Source organism: Vibrio sp. 10N.261.52.C11, assembly GCF_041471405.1.
GTDB lineage: Bacteria > Pseudomonadota > Gammaproteobacteria > Enterobacterales > Vibrionaceae > Vibrio > Vibrio crassostreae_C.
This window is the reverse complement of sequence record NZ_JBFROI010000036.1, coordinates 64,705-83,533: the sequence shown is the minus strand read 5'-3', so window position 1 is coordinate 83,533 and position 18,829 is coordinate 64,705. Positions and strand designations below refer to the sequence as shown.

Annotated in this window: 11 protein-coding genes, 1 other RNA gene and 1 pseudogene; 5 read left to right on the top strand and 8 right to left on the bottom strand. The window is 44.8% G+C overall.

The genetic code is table 11. The features are described from left to right. Positions 1-42 precede the first annotated feature (42 nt). Positions 43-409: a transfer-messenger RNA gene (ssrA, locus tag AB4323_RS15315) on the top strand. 209 nt (positions 410-618) lie between these two features. Here ssrA and AB4323_RS15310 read toward each other — a convergent pair. The 4 genes from AB4323_RS15310 to AB4323_RS15295 form a co-directional block, all read right to left on the bottom strand. After that, positions 619-2,499 carry an ATP-dependent zinc protease gene (locus tag AB4323_RS15310; RefSeq protein WP_371725588.1) on the bottom strand — a complete coding sequence of 627 codons (1,881 nt, stop codon included), beginning with the start codon at positions 2,497-2,499 and terminating at the stop codon, positions 619-621. Between the two features lie 305 nt (positions 2,500-2,804). Continuing rightward, positions 2,805-3,614 (bottom strand): M15 family metallopeptidase, encoded by an 810-nt coding sequence (locus tag AB4323_RS15305; protein ID WP_029235636.1) that lies wholly within the window; start codon positions 3,612-3,614, stop codon positions 2,805-2,807. Positions 3,615-3,695: 81 nt separating this feature from the next. Then, positions 3,696-4,424: a DUF429 domain-containing protein gene (locus AB4323_RS15300; protein ID WP_017062812.1), complete on the bottom strand. Its 729-nt coding sequence runs from the start codon at positions 4,422-4,424 to the stop codon at positions 3,696-3,698. 58 nt (positions 4,425-4,482) lie between these two features. After that, entirely contained in the window at positions 4,483-6,195 is a 1,713-nt protein-coding gene (locus tag AB4323_RS15295) for a bifunctional 2-polyprenyl-6-hydroxyphenol methylase/3-demethylubiquinol 3-O-methyltransferase UbiG (RefSeq protein ID WP_108162458.1), read from the bottom strand. A gap of 270 nt (positions 6,196-6,465) precedes the next feature. Between AB4323_RS15295 and AB4323_RS15290 the strand changes: the two are divergent. From AB4323_RS15290 to AB4323_RS15275, 4 genes and pseudogenes are all read left to right on the top strand, one after another. Continuing rightward, a pseudogene (locus AB4323_RS15290) lies at positions 6,466-7,400 on the top strand (hypothetical protein). A gap of 197 nt (positions 7,401-7,597) precedes the next feature. After that, on the top strand, positions 7,598-8,365 hold the full coding sequence (locus AB4323_RS15285) for a 1-acylglycerol-3-phosphate O-acyltransferase (protein WP_372152823.1): 768 nt from the start codon (positions 7,598-7,600) through the stop codon (positions 8,363-8,365). Between the two features lie 146 nt (positions 8,366-8,511). Continuing rightward, the gene (locus tag AB4323_RS15280; protein WP_372152821.1) at positions 8,512-9,882 is read left to right on the top strand and encodes an MBL fold metallo-hydrolase; all 1,371 of its coding nucleotides are present in this window, start codon (positions 8,512-8,514) and stop codon (positions 9,880-9,882) included. A gap of 470 nt (positions 9,883-10,352) precedes the next feature. Beyond that, positions 10,353-11,900 carry a sodium:alanine symporter family protein gene (locus AB4323_RS15275; protein ID WP_102333727.1) on the top strand — a complete coding sequence of 516 codons (1,548 nt, stop codon included), beginning with the start codon at positions 10,353-10,355 and terminating at the stop codon, positions 11,898-11,900. Positions 11,901-12,046: 146 nt separating this feature from the next. Here the strand turns inward: AB4323_RS15275 and AB4323_RS15270 are convergent, their stop codons facing one another. The 4 genes from AB4323_RS15270 to guaA all read right to left on the bottom strand — a co-directional run bounded on the left by AB4323_RS15270 (position 12,047) and on the right by guaA (position 18,553). Then, a complete protein-coding gene (locus AB4323_RS15270; RefSeq protein ID WP_010440610.1) occupies positions 12,047-12,640 on the bottom strand; it encodes an acetate uptake transporter in 594 nt (197 codons plus the stop codon). A 497-nt stretch (positions 12,641-13,137) separates the two neighbouring features. Then, entirely contained in the window at positions 13,138-14,688 is a 1,551-nt protein-coding gene (locus AB4323_RS15265; RefSeq protein WP_137001226.1) for a Na+/H+ antiporter NhaC family protein, read from the bottom strand. A 274-nt stretch (positions 14,689-14,962) separates the two neighbouring features. Beyond that, positions 14,963-16,675, bottom strand: a complete 1,713-nt coding sequence (locus AB4323_RS15260) for a chitinase (RefSeq protein WP_102333725.1) — start codon at positions 16,673-16,675, stop codon at positions 14,963-14,965. 324 nt (positions 16,676-16,999) lie between these two features. Further along, complete coding sequence (gene guaA / locus AB4323_RS15255) at positions 17,000-18,553, bottom strand: glutamine-hydrolyzing GMP synthase (RefSeq protein ID WP_017066418.1); 1,554 nt, start codon at positions 18,551-18,553, stop codon at positions 17,000-17,002. Between the last annotated feature and the right edge of the window lie 276 nt (positions 18,554-18,829).

The window sequence follows — 18,829 nt, the reverse complement described above, 5'->3', positions numbered from 1 at the left end:
CTAGACAGGGTAAGCTTTTCTGGTACTATGCAAATAACACTTGGGGCTGATTTAGGATTCGACAGGAATTTTGAAGTCTGAGGTGCATGCCGTGGGGCGGTTGGCCACGTTAAAAGCCGCAAAAAAATAGTCGCAAACGACGAAAACTACGCACTAGCAGCTTAATAACCTGCTCAGAGCTCTCTTACCCTAGCTTCCGCTCGTAAGACGGGGACCAATAAGAGATCAAACCCAAACTAGCTAGCGCGGATTCTCCCACCTGAGAGGAAAAGCGCGAATTATAATTCAGGTTAGCCTTTAACTAGCGTGTCGGTTCGCAGGTTGCTGGTGAAATTAAAGATCGACTAAGCATGTAGTACCAATGATGAATGATTTTTGGACGCGGGTTCAACTCCCGCCAGCTCCACCAAACGTTTGGAAAGGGCCAACTCGAAAGAGTTGGCCCTTTTTTTATTTTTATTTTACTTGCCATAATATGAAAAATCACATTATTAACAATGAGTTACCATTAGCACATCAATAGTAAAACCAGACACTCAATAAAAAGCCACACATCCCATTACTGAAATGTGTGGCTGTTTAGAGCTGTTCTGATACGAACTTAGATAAGTTTAGGGGTTACTCCATATCACCTAACAAGTAATCTTCATCGCTGCTCACTACTGCGCCGTGCTTCAAGAAGTTCTTACCTAGGATCATGCTGTATTCGAAGCGAGAACGGTCTTGAAGGTTTACCCTCACCTCTTTCTCTAGGTCTCCGAGCTTAACCTTCATTTCTACCACAGGGCGAATGTTCACCTTCTCGCCTTTCTTGGCTTTGATACGCATTACATCAATCACTGGCTTGGTGAAATCTTGCTTATCGCCTTGGTTGTTTTGATAGGTAAAGCTCACCATGTCTTGGCCATCTTTCTTAAATCGTTTGATGTTGACTGCGTTCATTGAGCTTACATCCGCACCAGTGTCGAGCTTGGCCGGGAACTTCATGCCGTTCACTTCTACTACTTCAATATGCCCAACTTTAAACAGTGGTTCGGCTTTCAGAAGGTAATCAGAACGCGTATTAACGTAAACGCCCTCTTTTGCCATCTTCTTGCCTAAAATAAAGTACGCTTCTTTCTCATTTGTATTGAGCACGTCGATGGCGAACTCTTGCGTACGCACTTTTCCAGACACCGCAAACTCACCACTTACAACAGGGCGAGTATCATCCCCGACTTTAAGCTTCTTAATAATTGGCTTGGTCACCTTCTGCTTCTCACCATTTACATCCGTAAGATAAAATTCAACGGAAGCATCTTTGCCTTTACCTGTCATTTCAAAACTGTCGACCTTCAGCAAAGGTGTATTGACAGTGAAAGAAGCCACGGCCTTAAGCGGGAAGTTATCAATCGTAATGTCTTCTTCTGGTGAGATAATTAAAGGCTCACCAGCCTCCGCCACATCGCTAAAGCTCTCTGAACCTTCAGAAAGAATATTTTCTGCATTGGTATCAATCATGAAGAGCTCACTGGCTGTGCTGGTTCCAAATCTCAACTGCGACTCACTACTCGAGCGCTCACGTAGGTACACCAGAACGTCTTTAGTTGTGTTTTCATCGAGTTGAACTGGCACATAGACTAAAGGTCTCTTCTTACCGCTCACGCTTAACATACGAACCAACGGCAATGTCATCTCTTTTTGTTTGCCGTCGTTATCGAACATATCAAACGTCACTTCACTGTTCTTTTTGTCTATGTCGATGTCTTTAGCATGCAAAATACTGTAGCGGTTCTTTAAAGAGAAGGTCGCATTCATCGCCATTCCAGAGATAGACACCACCTCTTTACGGCCAACAACCGTCGCATTTTCTTGCTCTTGCAAGTAGTCATAACCCGCAAACACCAAAGCGTTATCAGCAAGGAAGGTTTTACCAATCAGCACAGGCGCAGAGAAGTGGCTTCTGTCGGTCAGGTTAACGTCTGTTTTTAGCTCTTGGTCTGCAATGGTGAGCGACATTTTTACGGTAGGGCGAAGCAAAGGCGTGCTGCTGGTGCGGCTGCGTATCATGCTGACACGCTCTAAAGGCGCTTCGATTAATACCATGTCTCCCGTCCGCGGGTTTTGAACCTTAAAAGACACCACAGCCTCATATTTCGCAAAGGTACTGCCATCCCAATCATCGTAATCAACATCGGAATTGTTCAACAGGTCTTCGGTTAACGCCGCCATCAACTCTTGGTCTTTGAGATTTTGGTAATCGGGATTAGAGCTCTTCACATGAATGTCTTCAGCATGCATAGAAGTGGTTTCCGCACCGGTATCAATTTTACCAATGAAAGGAACGTCTTTTAGCCCTTGAACGCTAGATAGGTACACGTTCTCAGTGCGACCTAATACCGACTTACCATCGAGTTCGTAAGTGGGATTTTGAGTGGTAGGTGAAGTGTCAGTAGCCAAAGTGTATTGTGAAAAAAGTAGAGTGCTTAAAAGAGTTAGAGCCAAAGGTATCTTTTTCATTAGTTGGTCCGTTGTGATCAGTTCACTAATAATACTGGCGTTTGCGCGAAGATTTCCCCCACCAGCAATGGTTCTCACATAACGTTAACGCTATGAGTTTTTAAATGACAAACCGATGACTTTGCGCTGCATTCGCTTATCGATTATTGACTAATGGATACCCAATAACCTTTTCAATGCTCGGTGTTCTATTGAAGAAATGAATACAAAAAAGGCCAACGACGAGCGCTGACCTTAGCTATTCAAAACACACCTGAAGCGAGTTTAACTTGCTAAAACACAAACGGTTCTAGATAAACATAGCACTAAAAAGTCCCGACTGTTTTCTTTGCACAGATAGCTCGAGCTTTTTCTGCGTCCTCACCTTTATTTTTGAGATAGCACTGTCGATAAGATTTGACGTAGCGCTCAAATAACACCTCGGCTTCAGGTTGTGGTTTAGAGAGCAGTTGGTTAACGAACTTTCTTGATCCAACCTCAAAATGCTGAGTATCGATTGGGCTATTCCAATCCCCTCCCCAGATCATAAATCCGTGATGGGCAAACAGCTCCACCACATCTTCAGCCATGCCGCGGCGTTCAATTTCATCACGAGCACGAAAACGAGTACGGTTCACATAACGAGTCGCAGATTGTGAAGGCTTTACCGTGATTCTTCCGTTGCTATCAAACTCTAAGAAAGGGTTTTGAACTGGGTTGATGTCGATTGCCACACCATAGGCATGTTTCGACCAACCTCCTCCGCCTGTAATAGGACGAGCGTTAAAGGCGCTGCTGTTGTTCGCATCCATTGAGGCGCTATCATCACCTCTGAATTCACGCATTAGGCGAGCGGAATGAAGAGGAAAATTGCGCTGTTTGAGCTCTGAAAAGATTTGTTCAACAGCAGGCGCAATAACATCAAGCACGATCATATTGCCCTGTTGCGTTTCCCCTTTGAAACTAATGAAATCGAAATCCACTTTGGATAGTCGCTCACAACCAACGGGCGCACCACTACTCAAGACATTGTTCTTTTTCATCATGTCGCATTGCCATTGAGATATAGGAGCGACTTGGGCATAACTCACTGCACTGAGCACAGTGGCCAGACAGCCGACAATAAAACGTTTCATATCAAAAACTCAAAATAGTAAGAGTGAAAAGTAGCAGAAGTTGGAAAATAGCATATTAAGCCAAGTTGAGCGCACGCTTTGTTAGCGTGTTTTGTTCCAGTAAACAATCTCTCTAACTCGTCCGTTCTGATCCTTGTCAGCTTCTCCACCAACATCAGAAAGTTCAGGTAAGGTCGATAATTGCGGAGCGTAATAGGCAACTAACATAAGTACGAACGCATCGTAAATATCGTCTATCGCGGCGTCTTTACGTTTGGTATTTGAAATGGCCAACGACAAGCGGTCACACCATTGAGGGGATAGCTGCTGAATAATAGAAAGCCGTTCCTCTTTGCCTTCTTGCGTTCGTTTTGAAAACGTCAGCGGTTCGTCTTTCAATGCTGCAAACACCACTTCAGGATGTGATTCCCTGATAGAAAGATTGGGATGAGTTTCAATGAGCTCATCAAGCTCGCGAATCTTGGGCACAATTCCCCAAGTCTGTTTAGAAAACTTCTTATCAAGCTGCTCCACATTGGCACTGCACGCCGCAATGTAATCGGTTTGGTAAACCGCCTCACGACACGGAACCGGAAACACCGAAGAACCACGTTTGCTGGTTAGAAAACGCCTTGCTGCTTTGTCACACAAGCGATCTGGAGTTTGTGCATCACTAAAACCAATAGGCATATCGATAAGCGCCGTTGAACCGATAAGATCACTCGCTAGCTCATCGAGGGTGTTTACCACTTTAAACGCAGGTATCTCATTGTCAGAGACAATCCAAGCGATCCAACCCGACTTGCAGCCATCAATTCCGATGTATTTCATTATGTTCTCGATGATTAGTTTGTTGAGGGTTATTTGGGATAACTAGCCCACTTAATGATCAGTGCCACTCACTAATCAGCAGTCTGCTTTTTACACCACGTACCTGCAAGCCCATTGCATCGAACACCTCTTCAAAGTCTCGACACTGCGCAGGGATGTTAGGTAACGAAAGCGCGGCTTCTGAAAAGAATTGTTGTTCAAAATGAGCCGAATCGTTCCAAGCGAGTTGCCACCACTCTAGAATCCTCGACTTAGACGAGCGCAGCTTTTCAGCCGTAGGAACTTTATCACTTTTACTTAAGTTCTCTTTGCTTGTAGTAGGAAAGAGGTTCCACTTATCGTTGTTTGGCCAGTAAGCGAAAGGCAAACAGTGATCAACGTGATACTCATTTTTTAATGATTTTCCACTCCACACGCTGACAATGTCGGCACGATCAGATCTAAGTTGCTCGACACGTTTACGCACATCGCGAGTATCATGGTTTTGATCGATCCATACCAAGCAGTCGTGATAAGTCTGTAGTGAAATGCTTCGCTGTCGGTTCAACTCGAAACGCTGCATCTCCATGACCCATTGATTCACCACCAGCGGTTCAATCCACGAGTGGTAGATTCTAAAGCACTCCCACAGGCTTTCATCGAGAGTAAAATAACCAAAACTTTCTAAGAACTCACTATCAATGACCAGTGATTCTCGGCTCTTCCGTCGTTTGTGAGGTGGGTATATATCGAATAGTCGGTTGTCTTTCGAGCCTTGATAAATGAAAGTCACAGGTCCTGATTTAATGGTACTGATCGTTTGTGAAAATAGCTTTTGTAGAGCCTTGGCTTCATCGCCGAGAAACATAGCGCCTATCGCTAGATCATCAGCACTTAAGTGTTTGAGTTTATTCCAACCATCCTCTTTTACAAACCCAAGTCCCTTCGTTGTGTTGCTATTTTGCTGAATCCCAGCGCCTTCTATGTCGATATCAATCAGTCGCTTAAACTGCCTAACCCAATACAGAGCAACCAAGCCCACTGGTAGAGAAATTTTCCCATCAGTTCGATCAATCACAGCGCCTGAATGCGCATCAGCAATTCTCAGTAGAGTTCTCAACAAAGCCAACTTGTATGTGGCCGACTTGTTGTCATTCACAATAATGTGGCGCACCTTGTTCAAGTCACCGGAGCCATCGTCTGGTAGTGTCATCACCACGGTTTGCCACCACACCTCACTGCGGTTCAATGTATCTTGGCTATCATCAACATGACGAACCAACAAGGCGCTGTTTTTTGATAAACGCTCGAGCTCTTCAACCGAGACTTCATAGCCTTGTCGACTGTCTTGAAACTCCCCATGACGCAGAGTGATCACCAACTTGCCATTTGGAGCTAGCAAGTTAGACAACTTTCTAAATGCGCGCTCTCGATGAGACGGAGCGAGATGCATCCAAACCGCACTGACCAATATCAAGTCAAAACGCATTCCGAGGTTTTCAGTGCGGCTAAGCGAGGGAAGTGAATCATCAATCCAGGTAACACTTGGGCCTGTATATTTCGAGCCTTGTTCGCGTAATGAAGCACTTGGTTCTATCGCAATAACATCAGATCCGGCCTTGTGCATCCATAGCGCATCACGACCGCATCCAGCACCGACATCGAGTACTTTATCGCCCACTAAAGGCCAATAAGCTTGCCAGCTTTTATGCACCGTCTCGAAGGTCACTGAGTTGTACTGCTGGCAAAGTGTGTGAGCATTTTTATCGTAAAAAGGAATCGATGAGGACATATGCGCTATTGGAGTAAGGAGTCTATCTCAATAGTAATGGGGAGCTTAGGCGATTGCTAGCAGCTCATGTAAGTTCAGCCACACCAATCAGCATTTATCGTTAGTGACTGTTTTATATCAATATCCACCTAATGAGTTCATCAGGCGAGTCACACCTCGAATTGATCTCGTCAGAAAAACAAAAACAAACAAGGTGCAAGCTGACGTGCGAACAGAGATAATTGTTTGAAGATGATTAACTCGCCTCAAGCACCTAGCCGATAAAGACTAATGAACACATACTCACACATAGACACCCCGTTCAACCTGCGCCACACCTGTTGGTTTTGTGGTGAACCTTCCAGTAACCTTGTTGAATTCCCTAAGACAGCGCAGGCTGTTGCCAAGATAGGCCATTCACCGATAGCACTGCCGGCTTGTAATGAGTGTGCGAGAATTAACTATTCAAAGAATCTAACCTCAATTTGGTCAGTGCGCGATCAGATAAAACACACTCTGATAGACAAGTACGCTAAGCACCTTGGCATCGGTGAGAACTGGACGGAGCAAGAGCTTATTGATTCTGATTTCTCGGGTTCGACGCTCGGTGGGTTTGGGCGCAGCGCTTGGAAGATGTATCAAATCGCCAAACAACGCGTCGATTATAAAGGCTGGCCTTTGTCGGTTGATGACATCCCACTTGAGGTATACGACGAAACCAGTGGCTTTGAGTTTGACGGTACTCGTTATGCCTCAATCAATTCATGTATCGACTATTTCACCAAGGCAGCAGGCGTAGACAAAGAGCTGTTGTCGCAGCTTGTCGACATCGTTTCATCAGAAAGGTTTAGCTACGCACTGCGAATCGCCAAGCTGAACAAGAATGTCTCTAATACCAAGCGCTCGGAGATCGTCGAAGAGGTGCTGCAACAGGAGTCTGAACAAGAAGAGATATTGAGCAAGCTAATTCAATGTTTAACCCAAACGTCGAAGAGGTGAATATTTCAGGCTCAATAGCGCCTGTGTTTGCTATTCAGTGGGCCCTGGCTAACAAGGTTAAAGATTTAGCCCACCTTTGTGCTCTCGAAGATGAGTATTTTGACTATTTCGAGCACCTCGGCGGCCCTGCAGCTTTCATGTCTTATAACGGCCTACAACTCTACTTAGAATCGCGTCAAGATCCGGAATGGGTAGAAAAATCGGATCCAAATAAACAGTATTGGTGATCATGAGCCATTACTGGTGAACACGTGTAAGCTCGATAACTGTGTCAAACATCCATTGTTAGTCCTTGTTTTATATAAAGATCTAAAAATAGCCCCCTATCACAGTTAATTGTTGCAATTCGGTTAAATAGAGTGAAGACTTCAAGCATCTAAAACTATTTAATCACTGCCATCTTGCGGTGAGTAAGGAGTGAATTGTGCTTGCTGTTCTTCGTATTATTTTGGCTACGGTGTTTATTATTTTCACCACTCTATGTGCTTTTGTTTACTGCTTGTTTAGCCCCAAGAACCCCAAGCATGTGTACGTTTTCTGTCGTTGGTTCAACCAACTCCAAAAGATCATCGGTGTAAAACTGGTGCAGCGCGGCCTAGACAATGCCCCAACACCAGAAAACAGCGTCTACATCTCTAACCACCAAAGCATATTGGACTTTGTGACCGATCCAGGAATGCTAAGACCGCGCACCGTTTCATTGGGCAAGCGCGATTTGTTGTACGTGCCTTTCTTTGGCCTGCTGTATTGGATCACCGGTAACATCATGATTAACCGCGAAGATAAGTCCAAAGCACGCGATACCATCAAACAAGTGGCGGAAGCGATTCATCAGAGAGATCTGTCTGTTTGGGTTTACCCGGAAGGAACCCGTAGTAAAGGGCGTGGACTATTGCCATTCGAAACGGGCGCTTTCCGAATGGCGATTGAAGCCGGCGTACCTATTACCCCAATGTGTACCAGCACCACGCACAATAAGATTGACCTCAACCGAGTTAATAATGGCATTGTGATCACCGAGATGCTGGAACCTATCGATGTGTCTGGATACAAGCTCAGCGACGCAAGAGAGTTAGCCAATCGCTGTCACGCACTCATGGCAGAGAAAATCGCAGAACTTGATGCCGAAGTGGCTCGTTTAGAGGAACAACAACACCCAGAGCTGGATTCAGACCGTTCTTCTACGAGCTAACTCACAACGAACACACTGAGCCATCGCTCAATGACTTAAAAAGACACTCAACGATCGCAACTCTCATTGTTCTCGTTTTACTTGCTGGCGTTTATCCGCAAAATAAAAACAGGCGTAACGGCTTTATAGAGCAATGGGAGTAAACGATGGAAGTGATTCACCATGGTGGCAAACATACTGTCACCGGATCTTGTCACGAGCTAAGAGATTCAAGCCAAGCGGTGCTCATCGATTGTGGCCTTTTTCAAGGTTTGGATCTTCAAGGTAAAAAGCTTCAAGGGGAAGACGCACACCTTCTTGATATTGAATTTGAAACGTCCCACCTCAGCGCTCTGCTGCTGACTCATACTCACATTGACCATATTGGCCGAGTACCTTGGTTACTCGCCAGCGGCTTTAACCAACCGATTTATTGCACGCAAGCCACCGCTGAACTTGCCCCTTTAATGATTGAGGATGGCTTAAAGCTGCAAGGACTCAGCAATAAACAGTCGAAGCTGATACTCAAAAAGATTCATTCGTTAATTGCTCCCAAGCCTTACGGGGAATGGTTTCCAATCACGTCTAAACAGCAAAACAACGGAAAGGATCATGATAGGCCAAATACTCTGTATGCTCGCTTTCAACCTGCGGGGCACATCTTAGGTTCTGCCTATATCGAGATTAAGTTACCCAACCAAGAGGTGGTAGTCTTCTCTGGCGATTTGGGCCCAAGTAACACACCACTACTGCCCGATCCTAAGCCACCACGACAAGCCGACTATCTGTTTATCGAATCCACTTATGGCACCAGTACTCATGATGATATCGCTACGCGAGCTGAGCGCCTCAAAGCAATCATTGATCGTTCACTGCTCGACGGTGGCGTTATTCTAATTCCGGCCTTCAGTATCGGCAGAACTCAGGAACTGCTGTTTGATATCGAGCACCTGATCTTTGAGCATCAACTCAGTAGCGATATTCCTATTATTCTCGATTCTCCGATGGCTCAGAAAGTGACACGTTCATACCGACGCTTTAAAGAGTTGTGGGGACAAGAAGCAAAGCAGCGTCTTGAACTGGAACGCCACCCACTCGCTTTTGAGCAGTGCATTACCGTCGATGGACATAGAATGCACAAGAAAATCGTGAATCGCCTCAAGTCGACAGGTGAACCTGCGATTGTGGTCGCAGCTTCTGGGATGTGTCAGGGTGGCAGGATAATGAACTACTTATCTGCCTTGCTTCCCGATAAACGAACCGATGTAATTTTAGCGAGCTATCAAGCGCACGGGACGCTCGGACGAGAGCTGCAACAAGGCGAAATGCAGGTTTCTATTGATAACAAAGACGTTGAGGTTAATGCTCAAATTCATGGCATGTCTGGCTATTCTGCCCATGCTGATAAAGAGGATCTTTACCAATTTATAGACGGCATCGCGACTCCACCGAAAGAGGTGCATTTGATTCACGGCGAGCCAAATACTCAGTCTGAGTTCGCTCAAGCTTTGGTTGGAAAAGGATTTACAGTCGTTTAAAACAGGCGATTAATTCACGATTTCTGATTGCGGTAATCCTTACGGAAAGTTCTAAAAATCACTACTGATATTTTAAATAATACCTCCCCTTAAACCTGCCTAATTTCACTATATCGGTGATATATTCTTGCATCTTTACCGTCGTAATGTGTTAACAGTCATTAGTACTGAACAACGTTTCCTCTCATTTTTCTTCTATTTTCCCTTCTGACACATATTGTGAGTTTCGAAAATTTGTATTAATCACTATTTATTCACTTTACAAACCGACACTAAAAACAACTAATTGCATATCAATTTTAATGGAACGATTATCAAATTAGCACTAATCGTTAACAAACACCCCCTGTAACATGCTTTATGTCACAGTAATCCTAATAGGCAGTTAAATAATTTAACACTCGGGTTACAAGTGAAGTATTGTGTTGTTCGAAAAACAATCATAAGCAAAACTAACAGGGAAAATACTCATGCAGTCATTCGTTGATTTTTTGAATGGAATAATCTGGAGTCCAGTACTTATCTACCTATGTTTAGGTGCAGGTTTGTTCTACTCCATCATGACTCGATTTGTTCAAATCCGTCACTTCTTTGAAATGTGGCGCTTGCTACTATCGGGTAAAAGCTCATCAAAAGGCATCTCGTCTTTCCAAGCTCTAGCCGTTTCGCTATCTGGCCGTGTCGGTACAGGTAACATTGCTGGTGTTGCTGCCGCTATCGGTTTCGGTGGCCCAGGTGCCGTATTCTGGATGTGGGTTGTAGCCTTCTTTGGCGCCGCAACTGCTTACGCAGAATCTACGCTAGCTCAAATCTACAAAGAAGAAGACGAAGGCCAGTTCCGTGGTGGTCCGGCTTACTACATTGAAAAAGCAATGGGTCAGAAGTGGTACGCATGGATCTTCGCTATCGCGACTATTTTTGCATGTGGTATTTTGCTTCCAGGTGTTCAGTCAAACAGTATCGGTAATGCTGTAGAAGCTGCATTTGGCTCAGGTGACATGATTGAAACAGCTGTCGGTACATTCAGTTTCGCTAAAATTTTCACCGGTACTGTTGTTGCTATCATTCTTGCTTTCATCATCTTTGGTGGTGTTAAACGTATTGCGAACTTCACACAGATCGTTGTTCCTTTCATGGCATTGGCTTACATCATCATCGCGTTCGTTATCATCCTGCTAAACATCAGCCAAGTGCCAACTGTTTTCGCAATGATTGTTGGTGATGCATTCACACCTATGGCAGGCTTCGGTGCTGCAATTGGTTGGGGTGTTAAGCGTGGTGTTTACTCAAACGAAGCGGGTCAAGGTACTGGTCCTCACGCGGCAGCGGCTGCAAGTGTTGATCACCCAGCTCAGCAAGGTTTGGTACAAGCGTTCTCTATCTACATCGATACTCTTCTAGTATGTTCTGCTACAGCGTTCATGATCATCATCACTGGTGCTTACAACGTTCATGGCGGCGCTGAGGGTGTGTTCCTTGTTCAGAACCTAGCAGCAAACATTGGCGCGAATGGTCCTGTATTTACACAGCTTGCTATTGAAAGTGCACTACCAGGCATTGGTAAGCCATTCATCGCATTTGCTCTGTTCTTCTTTGCATTTACAACGATTCTTGCTTACTACTACATCGCAGAAACGAATATTGCTTACCTACGTCGTACCATCAAGGTCCCTGGCATGATGTTCGTACTTAAGCTTGTTCTTATCACTGCAGTTTTCTATGGCACAGTTAAAACAGCGAACCTTGCATGGGCAATGGGTGATGTTGGTGTTGGCTTGATGGCATGGTTAAACATCGTTGGTATTCTGATCATCTTCTTCATGTCTAAGCCTGCGCTTAAAGCTCTAGCTGACTACGAAGAACAGCAGAAACAAGGCGTAACTGAGTACACGTTCAACCCTGTAAAACTAGGCATTAAAGGTGCTACTTACTGGGAAGAGAAGTACAAGCGTAAGACAGGCAAGTCTCCTGAAGCAGAAGCTGCAGACACTAAACCTGTAGAGCAACCTTCAGCTTAAGCTTTCCTTAGCAAATAGGTCGCTTTAAAAAAATAGCGCTATTATTAACGCATAAAAAAGGGGTTAGCCATTTCGGCTAACCCCTTTTGTTTTATTCATAACCAATAAATGGCTTATAACAAACTAACTGTTCCCGAGTTAGAGTATTAAGCAGCGATTTCTTGTGTTGCCATTTGAGGTGCTTTCTTCTCACCGATAGGCAGTACTGTGCGGCCGTATTCGTTGTTGATTACTTGTGCCATTGCAAAGTAAATAGCTGAAGCGCCACAGAAGATACCTTCAAAACCAGCGATAGTGCCGATTAGTTCGCTGCCAGTGAAATCACGAGCTGCAAGTAGGAAGAACAAGATAGTTAATGAACCGAATACTACTTGTTTCGCCACTGGGTAGCATAGAGAACCGATGAACATGAAGCCTGTGAAGATGCCCCATAGTAGTAGGTACCAACCCATGAATGCTGCAGGGCTTGCAGGTAGGCCCATGTAAGGCATCACGATTAAACCAACCAAAGACAACCAGAATAGGCCGTAAGAAGTAAACGCAGTTGTACCGAACGTGTCACCACGTTTGAAACACATTGTGCCCACGATAACTTGGCTCAAACCACCGTAAAAAATACCCATAGCAAGAATCATTGAATCGATTGGAAAGAAACCTGCGTTGTGGATATTAAGAAGAATAGTGGTCATACCGAAACCCATTAAGCCTAGTGGCGCTGGGTTAGCTAGTTTGGTCGACATTGCGAATTTACCTTATTAAAGTGGTTGATTAAAAAAAAACGATAAAAGTTATCAGAAAATTTTAATCTATAAACCGTACAACTAGGTAATCCAGTTATCGAAAACTAAGATTGTGTAAATGATCTTATGGAAAATTAGTTTCATAACAATGCTAATTAATTCATAGAACCTATTAGTGAACGAATTCCCTGTCACGTATCGACTCATTATATCGTCATTCCAGAATCGAGGGACGAAATGTCTAGAATCTGCCTTTCAATATATACACCAACGGTAAACGCGAGAGATTCCCTATCGCGTTCGTTCCTCACTGTAGGGAATGACGAGGTTTGCTTAGATGCGAGTAAACGAGATGCGGGATGCGAAAAGAGTCTTTAGATTTAAGTAAGCGCCCCCTTAATAGCAAACGTAGGCAACAGAGGGCGAGCTTTTCGTTACTCGTTTACTCGCATCCCGTATCTGTCCATTAAATCTCGTATCTACTTGGACAGATTAAATTACGCTTGTTGTGGTTTAGATTCAGACACTTGAGATTGAACGTCTGAAGAAGCGTTTTTACTCGCATCGCGCTTGGCTAACAACGTCACGACAATCAACTGAGCAACAAGAGCACCTAATACAACCAATGCACTTCCCGTAAAGCCTGCGACTACAAAACTAATCAGAGCAATAGAGCCGTTCATCAATGCGTAAGGTAGCTGCGTCTTAAAGTGTTCAAACTGATCACACCCTGCCCCGGTTGAAGAAAGAATCGTGGTTTCAGAGATCGGTGAGCAATGGTCACCAAACAAGCCACCAGACAACACAGCGCCAATTGCGACGAGAAGCGGAGCATCTATCGCAATCGCGGTTGGAATAACCAATGGCATCATTATCGCGAAGGTTCCCCACGACGATCCCGTTGCGAATGAAATGATAGCCGATAATAAAAACGCGACCGCAGGTACTAACCAATATGGAAAGCCGCTCTGTGCTTGCTCAGCAATATAAGCCGCTGCACCCAACTCTTTACCAACGGTGCTTAATGCCCAAGCCAGTACCAAGATGATCGCGACTGGCATCATGTTTCCCATACCTTTTAAGTACACAGAAACACCATCTGAAAGCTTTCTTACACCGTAGTAAGCCATTAGCGAGATTAAGGTAATCGCCGCAAAGAAATAAGCCGATGATAACGCCGCTCTAAATGATGAACCTGCGACCTTTTGGAACGGGAAGCCTTGTGGAACCAACATGGCACACAACACCACCAGCATCACTAACAATGGTGCCCAGACAAAAGATGCCTTTGCATTTTTATGCGAGAACGGATTTAGTGATTCGTTATTCACGCCAGAGTTAATTCCCGCCTGGCAATCACGCTCGGCTTTTGCCATTGGCCCAAAGTCTAAACCTTTAACGGACACAAGCGGAACGATGAAAATCGCAAGAAATGCGTAGAACTGAAAAGGAATCGCACCGATGAAGGCATCCCAATCGGACATGTTGACATTCAACGCCGTGAACTCTTTCTGAATAAGGCTCATGATGTAAACACCCCATCCAATGAAAGGGATAAGAATAGCAACGGGCGACGAGGTTGAATCAATGATGAATGCTAGCTTCTGTCTAGAAAGTTTCAGTTTATCGAAAAGGGGACGAAAAACAGGGCCAACAATTAAAGGGGTGCCTAAGTCTGAGAAAAATATAACGATTCCACCCAACCATGCTGACAATTGAGCTTGGCATTTATTGCTTACCCACTGAGTCACTCGCTTTGCAAACGCGACGCCACCACCGGACTTTTCCATCAATGCGACAAAGCCACCGATGAATACCAACAGCATGATCACACCAGCGTTATAGCTGTCGGTAAGTTGAGGGACTAGGTAACCTTTCACCATGGTACCAAACGTATCAAGCGGGTTAAGTTCGCTAAACATGCCAGTCAGCATTGCAACACCACTCAGCACACCAGCAAAAAGGCCTATCACCACATTCCTTGTCGCCAATGACAACACCAAAGTAATCACAATGGGGATGAGTGACGTGATATCTGTCTGTTCCATAGGTACACCTTAACCCTAAAATAAAAGAATAAATATAAATTAAATTTGAATATAAATTCACAAGAATCATTTGTACAGAACTTTATCCTCTAACTGGATAATTAGTCTTTAAATGCGCTTCAACATAGCCAAATAGACCAATCACCCTGCTTAAATAGCCAAGTTCGAAACGGAAAAAAGCCGAAAGTAGAAACTTTCGGCTTTTGATTATTTATATCGCTATGGTCGTACTACTGAGCTCGTAACTTAGGCCACCTCTTCAGTATTCAGACTATCAATTACAGCTGATTTCATCCCAGAACCAATTCGATTGAACTGGGCTTTCCCATACACCCGGGCCGTTTTTAGCCACGAAGCACTTGCCGTTATGCGTCACTTTGTCGCCATTACTCACTTGGCTAACGCCCGCTTGCCACGTAATAAATTCAGATGGATCGACAACCACTGGCGGTTCTGTCACAGGTGGTTCAACGGGTGCAGGGTCTACTGGTTCTGGATCGACAGGGGCAGGATCAACAGGCGTTGGATCTGTCACAACTGGTGGTGTTGGCTCGCCCGCTACTAGTTTCCAAGGGCCACCATTGGCAGGGTCATCCCCTTGTGTCCACCATTTCGCTTCATAGGTTGCGCCGTTATGCGTCACTTGGTCACCCGCGTTGTAAACCTTGGTCGCACTCCAACCATTACCACCCGGATCAGTACCAGGATCTACCGGATCCAGCTTATCGACCACTTTCACTTCAGGCCAACTCGCATGAGAACCATAGAAGTTGGTCACACACTTCTCGTAATCACCAGCCACCAGTGCGGAATAAGCCGTTTGAAAGCCCACTAGCTCACACTCAAATGAATACCCTTCTGGGCGGTCTGCGTAGTATTTCCAGTTACCATCCCAGTTGGTGTACAACACATCCGTTGCTCCGTTGAGATTCAAGCTTCCGTAAGGCGTTTGCTGCCAACATGTATTGGCTTCATCGGCTTCTACAGGAATTTCATAGTGCGCGGCTAACCCTTCCCAGTAACGAATACGGTTAACGGGTTGGCCTTTGTCTTTGTTCTGCTCGCCACATTCAATACCACCATTGATCACGTTGATTGTGGTACCAAAGCCATAGCCAATACCCGCATCCAATTCACGTTGAGATGGTGTCCATGTTCGGTCAATTACATGCAGCATTGCCGGTTTAGGCGCTTGTGGTGTTAAAAAGAACCAGATAGCAGACGCTAAGTTCAACCAAGAATCCGCCACTAAGCCCGGATTGTTGAGAAGCACCGTCGCATCGCCATCGAACATCACTTCAGAGAACGCGCCGTAATTAAAATGGTAAGAAAGCTGTTTAGCACCACGTCCGAAGTAACCCTGCCCCGCAGCACATGGCCAACGGGCATTCTGCCAATCATTCTGACCACAACCTGTGGTGTAACCTTCTTGGCCTTCAGACCAACCCATTTCGCGAACATGCACCAGCGCTTGCTGCCACTCTTCTAGAGCTAATGGATTATCAGAGGTGTTGCCTATCGCGATGTGCCCACCCGTCTCTTGTGAAAAGTGAGCAAAGGCCGTGATGATGGATTTCTTACAGATGGCGTCTGAGTCACGGCCATCTGTGTACTCTCCACAGAACGCTGGGAATTTACCGATCGCACGTAAGAAGCGAGTGTAGGTGTATTCTGGCGCTGCCATTTGAGTGAGGAAGTCCCATTCAGATTGAGGGAACACGCGCTCTACACGCTTTACGTTTTCAGGATTCGAAGGTGAACCGGGTTCAATCGCTTCAACGATGGTGTTCGGGCGAGTTTGAAGGGCCTGTGACCAGATCGCATACATAGGATCGGATGTTTTCGCTTGTTCAGCAGCTTGTAGAGCCGACTTTTCAACAAGGTAACCATTCGGGTTTTGCGGATCAGGTTGAATGTTCAAAGACGCATGACTTTGCGCTGCTAAAGTGCAGCCCAGTACTGTCGCCAAATATTTGATTTTTAACATGATGGATTCTCTTATCTGTCCTTAATAAGTCCATCAAAGAGTATGCTTCACATGTGAAATGGCCTAGCTGTAGCTGTGTGAATTTATAAAAAGTGCGAGTGATCTTTTTGATATATGGCTCAACACAACAAAGCGTCTCATGGTTTCTTGAGCTGATATCTAGTTTCCAACTCATTTGGTTTCTAGTTATTGTTCATTTGATTTCAAGGTATTGCTCATAAGCCTTTAATGTAATGAATCAATATAATCAATCGAAAAGAAAAAAGCCCCGAACTGAGTTCGAGGCTTAAGATCTTAATCAAAGCTGGTTAAATCTCTAAGAGATTATTCCCACTCGATAGTTGCTGGTGGCTTACCAGAAATATCGTAAACAACACGTGAAATGCCGTTAACTTCGTTGATAATACGGTTAGAAACCTTACCTAGGAAGTCGTATGGTAGGTGTGCCCAGTGAGCAGTCATGAAGTCGATAGTTTCTACAGCACGTAGAGATACAACCCAATCGTACTTACGGCCATCGCCCATTACGCCAACTGAACGTACTGGTAGGAATACCGTGAATGCTTGAGATACTTTGTGGTAAAGGTCAGCAGCGTGAAGCTCTTCAATGAAGATCGCATCTGCGCGACGCAGTAGATCACAGTACTCTTTCTTCACTTCGCCAAGTACACGAACACCTAGACCTGGACCCGGGAATGGGTGGCGGTAAAGCATGTTGTATGGAAGACCAAGCTCTAGACCGATCTTACGTACTTCATCTTTAAACAGCTCACGTAGAGGCTCAACAAGGCCCATTTCCATATCATCAGGAAGACCACCAACGTTGTGGTGAGATTTGATTACGTGTGCTTTACCTGTCTTAGATGCAGCAGACTCGATTACGTCTGGGTAGATAGTACCCTGAGCAAGCCATTTAGCATTCTTCAGTTTCTTAGACTCTTCATCGAAGATATCTACGAATACGTGACCAATGATCTTACGCTTAGCTTCTGGTTCAGCTTCGCCTTCAAGAGCATCAAGGAAACGTTGCTCAGCATCTACTTTGATGATGTTTAGGCCAAACTTGTTGCCGAACATCTCCATAACCTGCTCACCTTCGTTTAAACGAAGAAGGCCGTTATCAACAAATACACATGTTAGTTTGTCGCCGATAGCGCGGTGAGCAAGCATCGCAACTACAGATGAATCAACACCACCAGAAAGACCAAGGATAACTTCGTCGTCACCTACTTGTTCTTTAATACGTGCAACTGCATCTTCAATGATTGAAGCTGAAGTCCACAGACCTTCACAACCACATACGTTAAGAACGAAGTTCTCAAGCATTTTCAGGCCGTTTTTAGTGTGTGTTACTTCTGGGTGGAATTGAACACCGAAGTACTTCTTCTCTTCGTTTGCCATTGCAGCGTATGGGCAAGTGTCTGTTTCAGCGATCTTTGTGAAATCAGCTGGAATCTCAACTACTTTGTCGCCGTGGCTCATCCAAACATCTTGAGTAGACTCAAGGTCAGCGAAAAGTGCAGATTCACCAGTTACTTGTACAGCAGCGTAGCCGAACTCGCGTTCAGTAGACGTTGCTACTTTACCGCCAAGTTGCTCAGCCATAGTTTGCATGCCGTAGCAGATACCGAATACAGGAACACCTGAATCAAATACGTACTGAGGTGCACGTGGAGAGTTCTCTTCCGTTACACTTTCAGGACCACCAGATAGGATGATACCGTCTGGATTGAATTCACGAATATCCGCTTCTTCTACGTCCCAGCTCCAAAGTTCACAGTAAACACCGATCTCACGAATACGACGAGCTACTAGCTGTGTGTATTGAGAACCGAAGTCCAGAATTAGAATACGTTGGTCATGAATATTTTTAGTCATTGTAAGCAGTCTTATTGGCTATGTGATAAAACGGAGGCGAGTTTACTCACCTCTGATTAACTCTTCAAGAAATAAAGCAAACGTTTTCGTTAGATATCTTTAACCACGTGTTTTGAGACAATCGGACTTTTAACAAAACAGGCGGTAGATATAATACCAATCACAGTAAGTAAGTGTTCAGGAATAGCGTAGGAAAAAAGCCTGAGAACGAGGCAGGATTTTCTGATAAGTAGTTATTCTACAATCAAAAATTCTAACGAAGTTATCGAGGTTTTT